Source organism: Sphingomonas sp. Leaf37 (assembly GCF_920939475.1).
Lineage (GTDB): Bacteria > Pseudomonadota > Alphaproteobacteria > Sphingomonadales > Sphingomonadaceae > Sphingomonas.
Genome location: NZ_CAKLAX010000001.1, coordinates 271070 through 286782 on the forward strand (window position 1 = coordinate 271070; position 15713 = coordinate 286782).

The 15713-nt window shown below is 66.6% G+C and carries 14 protein-coding genes; 7 read left to right on the forward strand and 7 right to left on the reverse strand.

What is annotated here, in order from left to right; genetic code table 11:
- Positions 1-18: 18 nt before the first annotated feature.
- Entirely contained in the window at positions 19-198 is a 180-nt protein-coding gene (gene rpmF / locus LRA87_RS01025) for a 50S ribosomal protein L32 (RefSeq protein ID WP_230628553.1), read from the reverse strand.
- Positions 199-620: 422 nt separating this feature from the next.
- Here rpmF and LRA87_RS01030 point away from each other — a divergent pair, with 422 nt between their 5' ends.
- Complete coding sequence (locus LRA87_RS01030; RefSeq protein WP_230628554.1) at positions 621-998, forward strand: hypothetical protein; 378 nt, start codon at positions 621-623, stop codon at positions 996-998.
- A gap of 353 nt (positions 999-1351) precedes the next feature.
- Here the strand turns inward: LRA87_RS01030 and LRA87_RS01035 are convergent, their stop codons facing one another.
- The gene (locus LRA87_RS01035; RefSeq protein WP_230628555.1) at positions 1352-2011 is read right to left on the reverse strand and encodes an MBL fold metallo-hydrolase; all 660 of its coding nucleotides are present in this window, start codon (positions 2009-2011) and stop codon (positions 1352-1354) included.
- Between the two features lie 80 nt (positions 2012-2091).
- On the opposite strand from LRA87_RS01035, the gene pabB reads away from it, so the two are divergent.
- The 4 genes from pabB to msrA all read left to right on the forward strand — a co-directional run bounded on the left by pabB (position 2092) and on the right by msrA (position 6194).
- On the forward strand, positions 2092-3867 hold the full coding sequence (gene pabB, locus LRA87_RS01040) for an aminodeoxychorismate synthase component I (RefSeq protein WP_230628556.1): 1776 nt from the start codon (positions 2092-2094) through the stop codon (positions 3865-3867).
- A gap of 35 nt (positions 3868-3902) precedes the next feature.
- On the forward strand, positions 3903-5102 hold the full coding sequence (locus LRA87_RS01045; protein WP_230628557.1) for a pyridoxal phosphate-dependent aminotransferase: 1200 nt from the start codon (positions 3903-3905) through the stop codon (positions 5100-5102).
- A 254-nt stretch (positions 5103-5356) separates the two neighbouring features.
- Entirely contained in the window at positions 5357-5503 is a 147-nt protein-coding gene (locus tag LRA87_RS01050; protein WP_230628558.1) for a hypothetical protein, read from the forward strand.
- A 37-nt stretch (positions 5504-5540) separates the two neighbouring features.
- A complete protein-coding gene (msrA, locus tag LRA87_RS01055) occupies positions 5541-6194 on the forward strand; it encodes a peptide-methionine (S)-S-oxide reductase MsrA (protein ID WP_230628559.1) in 654 nt (217 codons plus the stop codon).
- Positions 6195-6331: 137 nt separating this feature from the next.
- Here the strand turns inward: msrA and pdeM are convergent, their stop codons facing one another.
- Positions 6332-6994, reverse strand: coding sequence for a ligase-associated DNA damage response endonuclease PdeM (pdeM, locus tag LRA87_RS01060; protein WP_230628560.1), 663 nt, complete (start codon positions 6992-6994; stop codon positions 6332-6334).
- Between the two features lie 138 nt (positions 6995-7132).
- Here pdeM and LRA87_RS01065 point away from each other — a divergent pair, with 138 nt between their 5' ends.
- Positions 7133-9067, forward strand: coding sequence for a potassium transporter Kup (locus tag LRA87_RS01065; RefSeq protein ID WP_230628561.1), 1935 nt, complete (start codon positions 7133-7135; stop codon positions 9065-9067).
- A gap of 176 nt (positions 9068-9243) precedes the next feature.
- On the opposite strand, the gene LRA87_RS01070 is transcribed toward LRA87_RS01065, so the two are convergent.
- On the reverse strand, positions 9244-11649 hold the full coding sequence (locus LRA87_RS01070; protein WP_230628562.1) for a ligase-associated DNA damage response DEXH box helicase: 2406 nt from the start codon (positions 11647-11649) through the stop codon (positions 9244-9246).
- Positions 11650-11835: 186 nt separating this feature from the next.
- Positions 11836-12009: a hypothetical protein gene (locus LRA87_RS01075; RefSeq protein WP_230628563.1), complete on the reverse strand. Its 174-nt coding sequence runs from the start codon at positions 12007-12009 to the stop codon at positions 11836-11838.
- Between the two features lie 96 nt (positions 12010-12105).
- Between LRA87_RS01075 and LRA87_RS01080 the strand changes: the two genes are divergently transcribed.
- Positions 12106-13104 carry a ligase-associated DNA damage response exonuclease gene (locus LRA87_RS01080; protein ID WP_230629754.1) on the forward strand — a complete coding sequence of 333 codons (999 nt, stop codon included), beginning with the start codon at positions 12106-12108 and terminating at the stop codon, positions 13102-13104.
- 195 nt (positions 13105-13299) lie between these two features.
- Here the strand turns inward: LRA87_RS01080 and LRA87_RS01085 are convergent, their stop codons facing one another.
- Together LRA87_RS01085 and rpoN are read right to left on the reverse strand one after the other, a co-directional pair.
- Positions 13300-14136 (reverse strand): endonuclease/exonuclease/phosphatase family protein, encoded by an 837-nt coding sequence (locus LRA87_RS01085; protein WP_230628564.1) that lies wholly within the window; start codon positions 14134-14136, stop codon positions 13300-13302.
- Positions 14133-15611 carry an RNA polymerase factor sigma-54 gene (rpoN, locus tag LRA87_RS01090; protein WP_230628565.1) on the reverse strand — a complete coding sequence of 493 codons (1479 nt, stop codon included), beginning with the start codon at positions 15609-15611 and terminating at the stop codon, positions 14133-14135. The genes LRA87_RS01085 and rpoN overlap by 4 nt, the downstream gene beginning before the upstream one ends.
- Positions 15612-15713: the final 102 nt, after the last annotated feature.

Below are 15713 nucleotides of genomic sequence, written 5' to 3' on the forward strand. Positions count from 1 at the left end.
GGATGGGAGGGGAGGGTGTTAACCCTCGACCGAGACGATCTCGCGGCCGTTATAATGGCCACAAGCGTTGCACAGGTTGTGCGGACGCTTCAGCTCGCCGCAGTTCGGGCACTCCTGGAACGACGCGACGGTCAGCGAGTCGTGACCGCGACGCATGCCGCGCTTGGAGGGAGAGGTCTTTCGCTTGGGGACGGCCATTTCGGCACCTTGTTCTAGAAATTCGGCTTACGGAAATCCGATGAGCCCGACGGGACGTGCCGACAACCGACGCAAGGTCGGCCGCTGGACGCCACCGACAACCGGACGCATCGCGAAGCGCGGGCCTATAGCGAATTTCCGGACTGTTGCAAGCTTCGCCAGCGGATATCGGGGCGGCAGCGCGACGGCGGGGAGGGGCGTGGTCCTGAGTCGTTTGCGCGGAAGTTGCCGAACTTGTCACTACGTCGGAGACGGAATGCGTCTCCAGCCGCTGCCGTGGGCATCGGGTGGGGGAGGCGAGATTGCACGGCATGGCGGGGACGATAGCCGGCTGGCGGCGTGTAGGACAGCACTGGTTCGACCACGGAACGGGATGCCCCGCTTTCCGTTGGTTCCGCCGTGGCAGAAGACGGAGTGTTGTCATGGATTTCAAGCGGTTAGGGCTGGGCCTGGGAGTGTTCTCGATCGCGTTGGGCGTGACCGAGCTGTTCGCGTCGAAGCGGATCGCGAGGGCGTTGGAGGCGGAAGGATCCGAAGGGCTGATCAAGGGATTCGGCGCGCGCGAGTTGCTGGCGGGGGCGAACCTGCTGGCGGCGCCGGCAGTGTCGACCAACGTCTGGAACCGGGTTGCCGGCGACGCGATGGACCTGACCGCGCTGGGGGCGGCGGCAAGCGCGCACCCGAAGAACAAGGCGGTGTGGGGCGCGGTGGCGTTCGTCGTGGCGGCGACGGTGCTGGATGTGGTGACGGCGCTGGGGCTGGACCGGGAATCGGGGAAGATGTTGCCGGCCGGGCGGTGACGGGGGTGGGGTCTTCGGGTGAGGTCCTGCCTTCGTCATTTCCGCGGAAACGGAAATCCATACTGGCTGGCGTTGCGGCGTGAGGCGCGACGTTGGTGATTATGGGTCCCCGCCTTCGCGGGGATGACGATGTCTTGGGATGGCTGTCGTACCCACCCTCCTCGTCATCCCGACGAAAGTCGGGACCCATGGACATCGCGCCATCGGCGGTGCGCGCATCGCTGGCCGCTTGCCTCCATGGGTCCCGGCGTTCGCCGGGATGACGGAGGGGGGGGCGGGGGCGGAGTAGGTGGGACGGCGGAGTGGGTGGGGTGGTGGAATAGAAAGGTCGAGAGCCGGAGGTGAGGGTAACGCTACTCCGCCAACGCCTTGTCGCTGACGAACATGTTGTTTGCACGTTCGTGGGCGAAGGTGCTGGGGTTGCCGTGGCCCGGGATGAAGGCGGTATCGTCGCCCAGCGGCCAGAGCTTGGTGACGATCGTCTCGATCAATTGCTTGTGGTTGCCGCCGGGCATGTCGCTGCGACCGACCGAGCCCTGGAACAGGACGTCGCCGACCTGCGCGAACTTGCTCGGTGCATGATGGAAGATGACGTGACCCAGCGTGTGCCCGGGGGTTTCGTAGACGTCGAGGGTGAGGTTGCCGACCGTGACCGTGTTACCCTCGACCAGCCAGCGGTCGGGTTCGAACACGACGCCGGTCATGCCGTAGTTCTTGCCGTCGTCGTCGAGGCGCGCGAGCCAGAAGCGGTCGGCCTCGTGCGGGCCCTCGATCGGCACGCCGAGATCGGTGGCGAGCGTCTTGGCTTCGCCGGCATGGTCGATGTGGCCGTGGGTGAGCAGGATCTTTTCGACCGTGACGCCGGCCTGTGCCACCGCGGCCTTGATACGGGGCAGGTCGCCGCCGGGATCGACGATCGCGGCCTTCATCGTCGCGGTGCACCAGATCAGGGTGCAATTCTGCTGGAAGGGCGTCACCTGGACGATGGCGGCTTTGAGCGGGCTGTCGGTCATGGCGGCAGAGATAGGGGGCGGGCGAGGGGGCGGCAATCGCCGCTTGCGCCGGAAGCATCCACCCGTGCATTTGACGGTGCATGCTGAACGCGCCGTTCGTACTGCTGGACGATGCCCGGGCCGATGGCGCGGGGGCGCGGCTGTATGTCGATCCCGTCGAGATCGTGACGGCCGGGCGACTGGATCAGGTGGTTCCGGCGCTAGAGCGGCTGCGCGGGGCGGCGTCGCGCGGACTGCATGCCGCGGGTTATCTGACCTATGAGGCGGGTGCGGCGCTGATGCCGCGGGACCTGCCGGCGCGGGATATCGACGCACCGCTGCTGTGGTTCGGGCTGTTCGAGCGATATCGGACGATGACGGCCGATGAGGTGGCGGCGCTGTTGCCGGACCCTGCCGGGGCATGGGCGACCCACCCGCAGCCGCGGATCGAGCGTCACGTCTACGACGATGCGCTGGACCGGGTGCTGGAGATGATCCGGGCCGGCGATATCTATCAGGCCAACCTGACGCTGCGGGCGGATGTGATGATCGCGGGCGATCCCGCGGCCCTGTATGCGAAGCTGCGGCGGGGGTCGGCAGCTGGCTATGGCGCATTGGTGGCGACGGGCGAACGGCATCTGCTGTCGCTGTCGCCGGAGCTGTTCTTCGCACTGGAGGACAAGCGGCTGACGTGTCGGCCGATGAAGGGGACGGCGACGCGCGGCGATACGCCGGAGGAAGATGCGGCACGGGTGGTGGCGTTGGGCGCGGATGCCAAGCAGCGGGCCGAGAATCTGATGATCGTCGACCTGATGCGCAACGACCTGTCGCGGATCGCGAAGCCGGGCAGCGTCGCGGTGCCGGCGTTGTTCACCGTCGAAACCTATCCGACGGTGCATCAGATGACGTCGACGGTGACGGCCGACCTGGCGGCGGGCCGCGATGCGGTGGACGTGCTGACCGCGCTCTATCCCTGCGGCTCGATCACCGGCGCGCCGAAGCAGCGCGCGATGGAGGTGATCGGCGCGGTCGAGGATACCGCCCGTGGCGTCTACACCGGCGCGATCGGGCGGATCGATGCCGATGGTGGCGCGGCGTTCAACGTGGCGATCCGGACGCTGACGGTCGAGGCGGGCGCGACGGTGGCCGAACTCGGCCTCGGATCGGGTATCGTCGCGGACAGCCGGGCGGACGAGGAATGGGCGGAGGTGCTGGCGAAGGGCGCGTTCGTCACCGCGGGGCAGCGGCCGCTCGACCTGATCGAGACGATGGCGTTCGATCCCGAGCAGGGAATACGCTTGCTCGACCGGCATCTGGAACGGATGCGGGCGAGTGCGGTCGCACTGGGCTTTCGCTTCGACCGGCATCATGCGCGTAACGAATTGCAGGCGGCGACTTTCCGGTTGCGCGAGGCGGCGCGGATACGGCTGCTGCTGGCGCAGGGCGGGGCGATCGCGATCGAGGTGGGCCCGGCGCCGGCGCGGTTCGACCGACCGTTACAGGTAGCGGTGGTGCCGTTGCCGGTCGCGACCGACGATTACCGGTTGCGGCACAAGTCGAGCGATCGGGGCTTCTATGATGCGGCACGGATCGCGGCGGGAACCGACGAGGTGGTGTTCATGCGGCCGGACGGCTGGCTGACCGAGGGAAGCTTTACCTCGCTGTTCTTGCCACGGAATGGCGGGCTGGTGACCCCGGCGGCGGCCCACGGACTGCTGCCGGGTGTGCTGCGATCGGAATTGATCGAATCGGGGCGGGTGATCGAGGTTAATCTGTCGCCTAACGATCTTCCCAAGCAATTTTTTGTCGGAAATGCGCTGCGCGGGTTGATGCCGGCGGTTGTTGCGGTTGCGAAATCGGACCCGCTGTCGCTATAGGGCCGCGCGTTCCCTGTCGCCATAAGGCCCCTGCCATGAAGCCCTCCGCCGCCCTCGGCCGTATCAGCCCGTCCCCGACGCTCGCCATCACCAGCCGCGTGCTGGAATTGAAGCGCGCCGGCGTCGACGTGATCGGGCTGGGTGCGGGCGAGCCGGACTTCGATACGCCCGACTTTGTGAAAGAGGCGGCGATCCAGGCGATTCGCGACGGCAAGACCAAATATACCAACGTCGACGGCACGATCGAGCTGAAGCAGGCGATCGTCGCCAAGTTCGCGCGCGACAACCACCTGACCTACACGACGGATCAGGTGACGGTGAACGTCGGCGGCAAGCATACGCTGTTCAACGCGATCGTCGCGACGGTGGATGCCGGTGACGAGGTGGTGATCCCCGCGCCGTACTGGGTGAGCTATCCCGACGTGGTGCAGTTCGCGGGCGGCACGCCGGTGTTCGCGGTCGCCGGACCGGAGCAGGATTACAAGCTGTCGCCGGAAGCGCTGGAGGCGGCGATCACGCCCCGGACCAAATGGGTGATCCTCAATTCGCCGTCCAACCCGACGGGCGCGGGCTATACCGTCGATGAGCTGAAGGCGCTGGGCGCGGTGCTGGCGCGGCATCCGCACGTCTGGGTGTTCGCGGACGATATGTACGAGCATATCGTCTATGATGGATTCCGCTTCGCAACGATCGCCGAGGTGTGCCCGGAGCTGTACGAGCGGACGCTGACGGTGAACGGCTGTTCGAAGGCCTATGCGATGACCGGCTGGCGGATCGGCTATGCGGCGGGCGCGCCGTGGTTGATCAAGGCGATCGCGAAATTGCAGTCGCAGTCGACCAGCAACCCTTGCTCGATCGCGCAGGCGGCGGCGGTGGCGGCGCTGAACGGCCCGCAGGGGTTCCTGCAGGAGCGCAATGCGGCGTTCCAGGTACGGCGCGATCTGGTCGTCGGCATGCTCAACGCGATCCCCGGCATGCACTGCCCGACGCCGGAGGGCGCGTTCTACGTCTATCCGTCGTTCGCCGAGCTGATCGGCAAGAGCACGCCGTCGGGGCGGGTGATCGACAGCGACGAGGCGTTCGTGGGGTATCTGCTCGACGATGCGAAGGTGGCGGCGGTGCAGGGCGCGGCGTTCGGTTTGTCGCCGGCGATGCGGATCAGCTATGCGACGTCCGACACGCTGCTGCGGACCGCGTGCGAGCGGATTCAGCAGGCGTGTGCCGATCTGAAGTAGGGGGATCGTCCTCACCCTTCCGCCGCTGCGCGGCTCCCTCCCTCTCCCATCGGGAGAGGGAATAGACGGCGCAGCCGTTGCCGAGTGGGGTGAGGCCACTCCGGTATAATATTACGCCCGATGAACGCGGTCGCCACGCCGCGTTAATTCAGCGTTTCTATAAACGGCATTGAGCCTGGAGGCGGGAGAGACGATCTCGCATCCTTACGGGGCGCAGCGACGTAGCTGCGCTCGAACAAACCAATGGGTGCGTCATGCGCAAGGTCTTCAAGAGCGGCTTCTTCTGGCAATTCGTCGGTGGCTTTGCCATCGGCGCGGTCGGTGTCGTGACGCTTCAGCCGGCGAGCGCGCAGGGCGTGCAGCCGATTCCGGCGGCGTCGCCGATCGTCGCAGTCCGCTGAGGCTGTAATGCGGGCGGCGGCTCCCCATCTTGGTGGTATGCTGAAAATCCTGTTGCCCGTTGCCGGTGTCGCCGCCGCCGTGATCGCCTCCACCGGCTTCGCCGCGGCCGAGCGCGCGGTGCCGATCCCCGTTGCCAAGGTCGATGTTCCGCCTGCCGCGGGGATGCATACCGCGGTGTTCGCGGGCGGCTGCTTCTGGGGCATGGAAGCGGTGTTCGAGCACGTGAAGGGGGTGCGTGGCGTGACCGCGGGCTATGCCGGCGGCAGGCGTGAGACGGCGAATTACGATGCCGTGTCGACCGAGCGGACCGGGCATGCCGAGGCGATCAAGGTCGTCTTCGATCCACGGCAGGTGAGCTATGCGACGCTGCTGCGGGTGTATTTCTCGATCGCGCACGATCCGACGCAGCTGAACCGGCAGGGTCCGGATAGCGGCCCGAGCTATCGGTCGGCGGTATTCCCGCAGGATGCGCGCCAGGCGGCGGTTGCGCGGGCGTATATCGCGCAGCTCGGCGCGGCGAAGAGCTTTCCGGGGCCGATCGTGACGCGGATCGAGCAGGGCGGGTTCTTCCCGGCCGAGGCGTACCATCAGAATTTCTACGACCGGAACCCGACGCACCCGTATATCGTGCATTGGGACAAGCCGAAGGTAGCGGCGTTTAAGGCCGGGTTCCCGACGCTGTATAGGTAAGAGCAGCCATCGCCCGATATCCTGTGTCACCCCGGACTTGTTCCGGGGTCCACTTCGCGGCTGGATGAATCCCCTGAGCCTCTAGCCTTACCTTTGCGGTACGGTGGACCCCGGAACAAGTCCGGGGTGACGACAGATCAGGCGGCGATCGGGAAGCGCAGGAGGCGCTGTTCTACCGGGACCAGCGCTTCCGCCCCCCGACCCACTGCCTTCACCAACGCCGGATGGTTCACGTCCAGTCCACCGGTCAGTGCACCGAATGCCGGCAGGACGATCTTGCGCTCCGTCGCCACGAAGCAGCGTCTAGCGATCTGCTTGCCGCGCACCGCAACACGCAGCTTCGGGTGGAAATGCCCCGACAGCTCCGGGCGCGACTCCAGCGGGTCGGCTTCGTGGCGCAAGATGAGACCATCCACCTCCGCCTCGTCCGCGACCTCGCCGCCGCAGCGGTCCTTGATGTCGGGATCGTGGTTGCCGGTGATCCACGTCCAGCGCAGCCCCTCGGTCAGCGCGCGGAGGCGGATTTGCGCTTCCTGCGGCAGGCGCTCGCAGCCGTCGCTGTCGTGGAAGCTGTCGCCGAGACACCAGAGTTCCTCCGCCCCCGTTTTCGCGGCCAGGGCGGCGAGATCGGCGAGCGTCGCCAGTGAATCGTACGGCGGCAGCATCTGGCCGCGGGCAGCGAACCAGCTCGCTTTTTCGAAATGGAGATCGGCGACGAGCAAGGCACGGCGTGCCGGCCATAGCAACGCACCCTCCGGAAGGGCGCAGAGCGCGTGGCCGCCGAACGAAAAGGGAACCATGCGTCCGCCTTGCCCGCAAAGATCCGCATGGGCAAGCCGTTGTGCGGCGCACAGCAAATCCGCTTGCCTGGGGCTGCAATAGGCGTAAAGCGCGCCGTCCTCCCGCCGGGAGGGTTCTGTCAGAGGGTAGTCGCGCGCATGTCGCCCGCCGTCCAAGCACCCGTTTCCACCGCTCAGCATCATCCCGCACTCATCGGTCTCACCATCGGGGCGATCGGCGTGGTGTTCGGCGATATCGGCACCAGTCCGCTCTACGCGTTCCGCGATGCGCTGGGCCAGTCCGCCGCCGACGGCATCGACCCGTCCGAGATCTTGGGCGTGCTCAGCCTCGCGCTGTGGACGCTGACGCTGATCGTCACGTGCAAATACGTCTTTTTCCTGATGCGCGCCGACAATCACGGCGAGGGCGGCGTGCTGGCGCTGGCGGCGCTGGCTCGGCGCGCGCTGGGGATGCGCAGCCGCATCGCTTTGGTGCTGGGCGCGGCGGGTGCTGCGCTATTCTATGGCGATGCGATCATCACGCCGTCATTGTCGGTGCTGTCGGCGATGGAGGGATTGCAGACGATTCCGTCCGCCGCGAAACTGTTCGACGAGGGCACGATCCGGGCGCTGACGATCGGCATCCTGATCGCACTGTTCCTGATCCAGAAGCGCGGCACGGCGATGGTGGCCAAGCTGTTCGGGCCGGTCTGCATCCTGTGGTTCGTGACGATCGGGGCCTTGGGCATCTGGCATATCGCCGACGAGCTATCGATCTTTCGCGTGCTGATCCCGAGCTATGGCATCCGCTTCCTTGCGACGCACGGCACCACCGGGCTGTTCGTGCTGGGCGCGGTGTTCCTGACCGTCACCGGCGCGGAGGCGCTGACCGCGGACATGGGACATTTCGGCAAGCGACCGATCCGGATCGCGTGGCTGTTCCTCGTCTTCCCCGCGCTGACGCTCAACTATCTGGGGCAGGGCGCGTTCGCGCTGTCGCATCTGGAGGCCGCGGCGGCGGCGGGGACGCCGTTCGTCAACCAGAACTGGTTCTTCCTGATGGCGCCCGAATCGTTTCGCGGGCCGCTGATCGTGTTGGCGGGGTTCGCCACGGTGATCGCGAGCCAGGCGGTGATCACCGGTGCCTTCTCGCTGACGCAGCAGGCGGTGCAATTGGGGCTGTTGCCGCGCATGAAGCTGCGCCAGACGTCGGCGGACTTCGCCGGCCAGATTTATATTCCCGCGATCAACTGGCTGTTGCTGGTCGGCGTGCTGGTGCTGATCGTGCAGTTCAAGACGTCGTCGGCGATGGCGGCGGCGTACGGCATCGCCGTGACGGGCACGATGGTGGTGACGACGTTGCTCGGTTACCTCGTGGCGCGGCACGTGTGGCATTGGAAGCGGGTGTGGGCGTTGACCGCGGTGCTGCCGTTCCTGTGCCTCGACCTCGTGTTCTTCGGTGCCAACATCCTGCGCGTCGTCGAAGGCGGGTGGGTGCCGCTGGCGATCGCGGCCGCCATCGGCCTGCTGATCTACACCTGGGTGCGCGGCAAGGGCATCGTGCGGGCGTTCGAGGCGCGGCAGAGCATCCCGCTCGCCGACCTCGCCGCTGCGCTCGCCAAGCGCCCACCCGAGCGGGTGCCGGGCACTGCGGTGTTCCTAACCGCCAATCCGCGCTCGGCACCGGGGGCGTTGCTCCACAACCTCAAGCACAACAAGGTGCTGCACGAGCGCAACCTGGTGGTGAGCATCCGCACCACCGACCGCCCGGTGGTGGACGAGGAGCATCGCTCGACCGTCGAACGGCTGGACGACAATTTCGAGATCGTGGTGCTCAATTACGGCTTCATGGAATCGCCCGACGTGCCGGCCGATCTGGGGGTCGGTGGCAAGACCGAGATGCGCAGTCTGGACGCGATGAAGACGAGCTTCTTCATCGGGCGCAACACGTTGAAGCCGGAGGCGGATGTCGGCATGCCGTTGTGGCAGGACCGCATCTTCATGTTCATGCAGCGTAACGCGAGCGACCCGACGGATTTCCTGAAGATCCCGCCGGGGAAAGTTCTGGAATTGGGTGAGCAGGTTACGGTTTAGGCGTTCTCGCGATCCGGGTCCGATCCTCGGGTCCAACGGCTTCGTCACCCCGGACTTGTTCCGGGGTCCACTCTGCGGCTGGGGGAAGCGCTTTGAGCCTCTTGTCTTGCCGTTGTGGAACGGTGGACCCCGGAACAAGTCCGGGGTGACGGGAGTGATTGGGCAAGTGTCGCGGGCTAGTCGAGCGTCATCGCCTCCGCCGCAAGCGCTTCGGCTTCGATCAGCAAGGCATCATCTGCGCTGCCGACCGAGATTTTCTCGCGGCCGATCAGGGTCAGCACCGGGACGGCAAGTGGGGTGACGCGCTCAAGATCGACGTGGAGCATCGTCTCGGCGGCGCGGTCGAGCAGGCCGGCGAGGCGGCCGACGTCGGTCATGCGGGCGCGGGCATCGTCCCAGGCGGCTTGCAGGAGCAGGTGGCTGGGTTCGTATTTGCGCAGGACGTCGTAGATCAGGTCGGTCGAGAAGGTGACCTGTCGCCCGGTCTTGCGCTTGCCGGGGTGCTGGCGTTCGACCAGCCCGCCGATCACCGCGACCTCGCGGAAGGCGCGCTTGAGCAGATGCGATTGCTGCACCCAGTCGACGAATTCGTGTTCGAGGATGTCGGGGCTGAACAGCGCGGCGGGGTCGGTGATCTTGTCGATGCCGTACACCGCGAGCGCGTAGTCGTTGGCGACGAAGCCCAATGGCTTCAGCCCCTCCGCCTCCATCCGGCGGGTGATGAGCATGCCGAGCGACTGGTGCGCGTTCCACCCTTCGAAGCTGTAGGCGACCATGTAGTTGCGCCCTTCGCGCGGGAAGGTCTCGACCAGAAGCTGGCCGGGGCGGGGGAGGGCGGAGCGCTTCGCCTGGAATTCCAGCCATTCGCGCACGTCGTCGGGAAAGCGCGCCCATTGGCCCGGATCGGCGAGGAAACCGCGGACGCGGTCGGCGAGGTTGGTCGACAGTGGCATGCGCGATCCGCCGTACGTAGGGATGCGCGCCGGTTTCGACGAGGCGCGGACGATGAGGTCCTCGGTGTCGATCTTCTGCACTTCGCAGGACAGGCCGGCGAAGAAGAAGGTGTCGCCGGGGGAAAGTTGCGCGGCAAACCCTTCCTCGACCTTGCCGAGGTTGCGGCCGTTCCTGAAGCGGACGTTGAGCATCGTCGATTCGACGATGATGCCGGCGTTGAGGCGGTGCTGGGTGACGAACTTCGGGTGGCTGACGCGCCACAGGCCGTCCGCCTCCTGCGTCAGGCGCTTGAAGCGGTCGTAGGCCTTGAGGCTGTAGCCGCCATCGCGGATGAAGCCGAGGACGCGATCGAACGTCTCGTCGGTCAGCGCCGAATAAGGGAGGGCGGAGCGGACCTCGTCGAGCAACGCCGCCTGATCGAACGGCGCGGCGCAGGCGACCGCCATGACGTGCTGGGCGAGCACGTCGAGCGCACCGGGGCGGAACAGGTCGGGGTCGAGTTCGCCCGCCTCCACCGCGTCGAGGGCGGCGCGGGCTTCGAGATATTCGAAGCGGTTGCCGGGGACGACGATCGCTTCCGACGCTTCGTCGAGCCGGTGGTTGGCGCGGCCGATCCGCTGGAGCAGGCGTGACGATCCCTTGGGCGCGCCCATCTGGATGACGCAATCGACATCGCCCCAGTCGACACCCAGGTCCAGGCTGGCGGTCGCCACCAGCGCGCGCAGGCGGCCGTCCGCCATCGCACCCTCCACCTTGCGGCGCGCCTCGAGCGAAAGGCTGCCGTGATGAACGCCGATCGGCAGCGACTGGGTGTTCACCTTCCATAGGTCCTGGAAGATCAGTTCGGCGAGGCTGCGGGTGTTGCAGAAGACGATCGAGGTCTTGTGCGCCTCGATCTCCGCCATCACCTGTTGCGCAGCGTAGCGGCCGGAATGGCCGGACCAAGGCACGCGGCCTTCGGGCAGGAGAATCGCGATGTGGGGGTCGGCGCCCGCCTCGCCCTGCACCATCGCGACCTGATCGATATCGCCATCGGGGGCGAGCCAGGCGCGGTAGCCGTCCGAATCGGCGACGGTGGCGGAGAGGGCTACGCGGCGTAAGGCAGGACTGATCCGCTGGAGGCGTGCCATGCACAGCGAGAGGAGGTCGCCGCGCTTGCCGGTGGCGAAGGCGTGGACTTCGTCGACGACGATCGTCCTGAGCCCTTCGAACATCGTGAAGCTGTCGGGATAGCTGAGCAGCAGCGACAGCGATTCGGGCGTGGTGAGCAGGATCTGCGGCGGCTTGATGCGTTGGCGAACTTTGCGGTCGCTGGGCGTGTCGCCGGTGCGGGTTTCGATGCGCAGGTCGAGGCCCATCTCTTCGACGGGCGCGACGAGATTGCGCTGGATGTCGACCGCGAGCGCCTTCAACGGCGAGACGTAGAGCGTGTGCAGACCCTCGGTCGGCGTCTCGATCAATTCGGTCAGTGTCGGGAGAAACCCGGCGAGCGTCTTGCCCGCGCCGGTGGTGGCGACGAGCAACGCGTGACGGCGGGCGCGGCCTTCGCGGAGCATGTCGAGCTGGTGACGCCGGGGACGCCAGCCGCGGGTGGCGAACCAGTCTGCGAGCGGCTGGGGGAGGTCCATTGCAACCTATGTAGGAGGCGGGTGGCGGCGAAACCACTCCGTCGTAGTGGCGGGGATTGCCCATGCTTCCGTCATCTCGACGAAAATCGAAACCCACGACAGCGCGCCATTGACGGTGTGCGGATATCCGGCCGCTTGCCCCCATGGGTCCCGGCGTTCGCCGGGATGACGGGGGAGGGTGACGGTTTACCGCCCGTCGTGATCCACCGCATCGCCCTGGTACAGGTCGTGCGTCGCCTGTTCGGTGCGGCGGTGCTGGTCGCGCGAGACGCGATTGTTGAACTTGGCCCAGATGAGCACGCCGAGCAGCACCATCGCGCCGACGAAGACGACCAAACCCCAGAAGCTGCTGATCACCATCGATTTTCTCCCGTAGGTGTAGCGTCCGGGGTCAACGACCCGCAGGCGCTATTCGATCCGGCGGCACCGTTGGGCGGGCTGGTGCGTACTAGCAGCATGGCACGATTGGGCGACTGGCTGGAACCGCATCCGCATGGCATCTACGTCAAGCCGGCGGATGCCTGGATCGATCCGTCTGAACCCGTCGCCAAGGCGCTGGTGACCCACGGCCACGCCGATCACGCGCGCGGCGGGCATGCTGCGGTCTGGGCGACGCCGGAAACGCTGGCGATCATGGACGCGCGCTACGGCGAACAGGCAGGCCACCCCGTCGCTTACGGCGAGAGCATCCGGATGGGCGAAGTGGAGATCGGCTATGTCCCCGCCGGGCATGTGCTGGGATCGGCGCAGATCGTGCTCGACTACCGCGGCGAGCGGGTCGTCGTGTCGGGCGACTATAAGCGGCGGGCGGACCCGACGTGTACGCCGTTTGAGCCGGTGAAGTGCGACGTGTTCGTCACAGAGGCGACCTTCGCGCTACCGGTGTTCCGCCACCCCGATACGGGCGACGAGATCGACAAGCTGATCGCGCGACTGCACGCCAACCCCGATCGCTGCGTGCTGGTCGGCGCCTATGCGCTGGGCAAGGCGCAGCGGGTGATTGCCGAGCTGCGCGAGCGGGGGCACGAGGCGCCGATCTATATCCATGGCGCGTTGCAGCGGTTGTGCGACCTGTATGCGGAGCACGGCGTGCGGCTGGGCGAGCTGCTGCCGGTGGCGGATGCGAAGAAGGCGGACATGGCGGGGCACGTCGTGATGTGCCCGCCGGGTGCGATCAACGACCGCTGGTCGCGCCGCCTGCCCGATCCGATCACCGCGATGGCTTCTGGGTGGATGCGAGTACGGCAGCGGGCGCGGCAGAAGAACGTCGAACTGCCGCTGATCCTGTCCGATCACGCCGACTGGGACGAGCTGACCGACACCTTGTCCGAAATCGCACCGCGCGAAGTGTGGGTGACGCACGGGCGCGAAGAGGCGCTGGTTCATTGGTGCGAGCAGCGCCAGATGAAGGCAAGGGCCTTGGCGTTGGTGGGGTTCGAGGATGAGGATGATTGAGCCGTCGCGGTGAGAAGGTGCTTTCACGCGAAGGTTTTTTGCGCGCAGAGGACGCAGAGACGTTCGATGCCAGCGGCAGCTTTCAGTTCAAATTTTCTGAATACAGCTGCTTCGCGAAAGCCCACTCCGCGTCCTCTGCGCCTCTGCGCGAACAATCCTTCTTCGCGTCTTCGCGCCTTCGCGTGAAATTCACTGCTACCGAAAGGCGATCCGCGCCACGACGGGGAAATGGTCGGACGGGTAAAGCGCACCCGTGTGGCGGGTGATCGTTTGTGCGGTCAACGGGCGGAAACCGCGGGTCAAAATCCAGTCGATGCGGCGATCGGGTTTGCCGGTAAAGTCGTGGAAGGTGAGCGGCGGGCCTTTGGGCGCGCGGACGGATTGCCAGACATCCTTGAGCGCGGCTGTCAGGGTGGCGTGGGCCTTCGCGTCGGGGGTAGTGTTGAAATCGCCGGTCAGGACCACGGGATCGTTCGCGGCGATGTCCGGCAGGCGGGCGACGATCAGCGCGGCGGCCTTCTCACGCGCGGATTCGTCTTCGGCACGATAGGGGAAGTGGGTGTTGAGCGCGACGAAGCGGCGACCTTCGTGGGTCTGGAAGCGGCCCCATGTCACCATCCGCGGCAAGGGATGGCCCCAGCTGATGCTGCCTGGAACGTCGGGCGTGTCCGACAGCCAGAAGTCGCCCTGTGCCAACAACGTCAGCCGGTCGGGGCGGTAGAAGATGCCCATATGCTCGTCGGCATGGCCGCCGCGGCGATCGCGCCCGAACCAGCGATAGTGTGGCAGCGCGCGGACGATGTCGTCGCCCTGGGACTGGAACAGTTCCTGCGTGCCGAATAGATCGGGATCGGCGGCAGCGACCGTCTGCGCGAACAATGCGCGGCGGTGCGGCCAGTCGTTGGCGCCGTCCGAGGCCATGGGCAGACGGACGTTGAAGGTCATGATGGTGAGCGTCTGCGCGGGCTTCACTGCACCGGTCAGCGGCAGTGTCATGGCTCCGGCAAGCATCGCGCGGCGGGAGAGGTTCATGCCCCTTCCAACGTGCGCGCGCGGCGGCGCTGGACCGAACTGCCGATGCCCATCGCCTCACGGTATTTGGCGACAGTGCGACGGGCTATGTCGAAGCCCTTGGCCTGCAGCAATTCGACCAATGTGTCGTCGGACAGGATCTTGGCTCCCTCATTGGCAATGAGCGCGCGGATCGCGCTTTTCACTGCCTCGGCAGATACGGCATCGCCACCGTCGGCGGACTGGATGGCGCTGGTGAAGAAATATTTCAGCTCGAAGACGCCGCGCGCGCAGCTCAGATATTTGTTGCTTGTCACGCGGCTGACGGTGGATTCGTGCATCTCGATCGCGTCCGCCACGCGAGCGAGCGTCATCGGCTTCAGGTGCGCGACGCCCTTCAGGAAAAACGCTTCCTGTTGCTTCACGATCTCGGCGGCGACTTTGATGATCGTGCGCTGGCGCTGGTCGAGGGCCTTGATCAGCCAGTTGGCGCTGGCGAGCGCGTCGGACAGCCAGGCCTTCGACGCCTTGTCCTGCGGGCCGTGGCTGAGTTCGTGGTAATAGCGGCGGTTGACGAGGACGCGGGGCAGGGTGGCGGCGTTGAGTTCGATGCCCCAGCCGGTCTTGGTCTTCTGGACGAACAGGTCGGGCGTCACCGCGAGCGCGGGTTCGCCACCGTAGCGGCAGCCGGGCTTGGGATCGTAGCCGCGCAGTTCGCGGATCATGTCCGCCATATCCTCGTCGTCGACGCCGCACATGCGTTTGAGGCGGGTGAGTTCGCCGCGCGCCAGCAGATCGAGGTTGTCGATCAACCGCGCCATGCAGGGGTCGTAGCGATCCGCCTCGCGCGCCTGCAATGCGATGCATTCGGCGAGGTCGCGCGCGCCGACGCCGGTCGGGTCGAGCGTCTGGATGCGTGTGAGGACATGCTCGACGCGGGCCTGCGACGTGCCGAGGCGCGTGGCGATGTCGAGCAGTGACGCGGTGAGGTAACCGGCCTCGTCAATCTGGTCGATCAGATGCTGGGCGATGAACCAGTCGGCGCCATCGACCACCGCGCCGGCCTGCGCGAGGAGATGGTCGCCGAGAGTACCATCGCGTTGCGCGAAGGAGTCGAAGTCGAGGTCTTCGCCTCCCAAGCCGCTGCCGCCACTGCCCCCGGTCATCGACAGCGCGCCGTCGAAGCCGCCGCCGCCATCGGCGACGCTGTCCTGCTGGTGGCTTTCGGTGGCATAGTCCACGTCGATCGGGTCGGCGGTCGCGGTGCCGCCGATCAGGTCGTCCGCACCCGCGGGTTCTTCGCGCTCGACGCGTTCGGGCCGGATGACCTCGTCGGTCTGCGCCGCTTCGAGCAGGGGGTTCTTCTCGACCTCCTCGGCGATGAAGCCCTCGATCTCGAGGTTGGAGAGTGCGAGCAGCTTGATCGCCTGCTGCAATTGCGGCGTCATCACCAGCGATTGCGACTGGCGGATATCGAGGCGCGGGGCGAGGCTCATGCGGCGCGCAAAGTCCTCCCCCGCCAGGGGGAGGTGGCAGCCGTCAGGCGGACGGAGGGGGAGGACGGCAATGAACTTTGTCGGAGGGGGCGTCGCTTACCT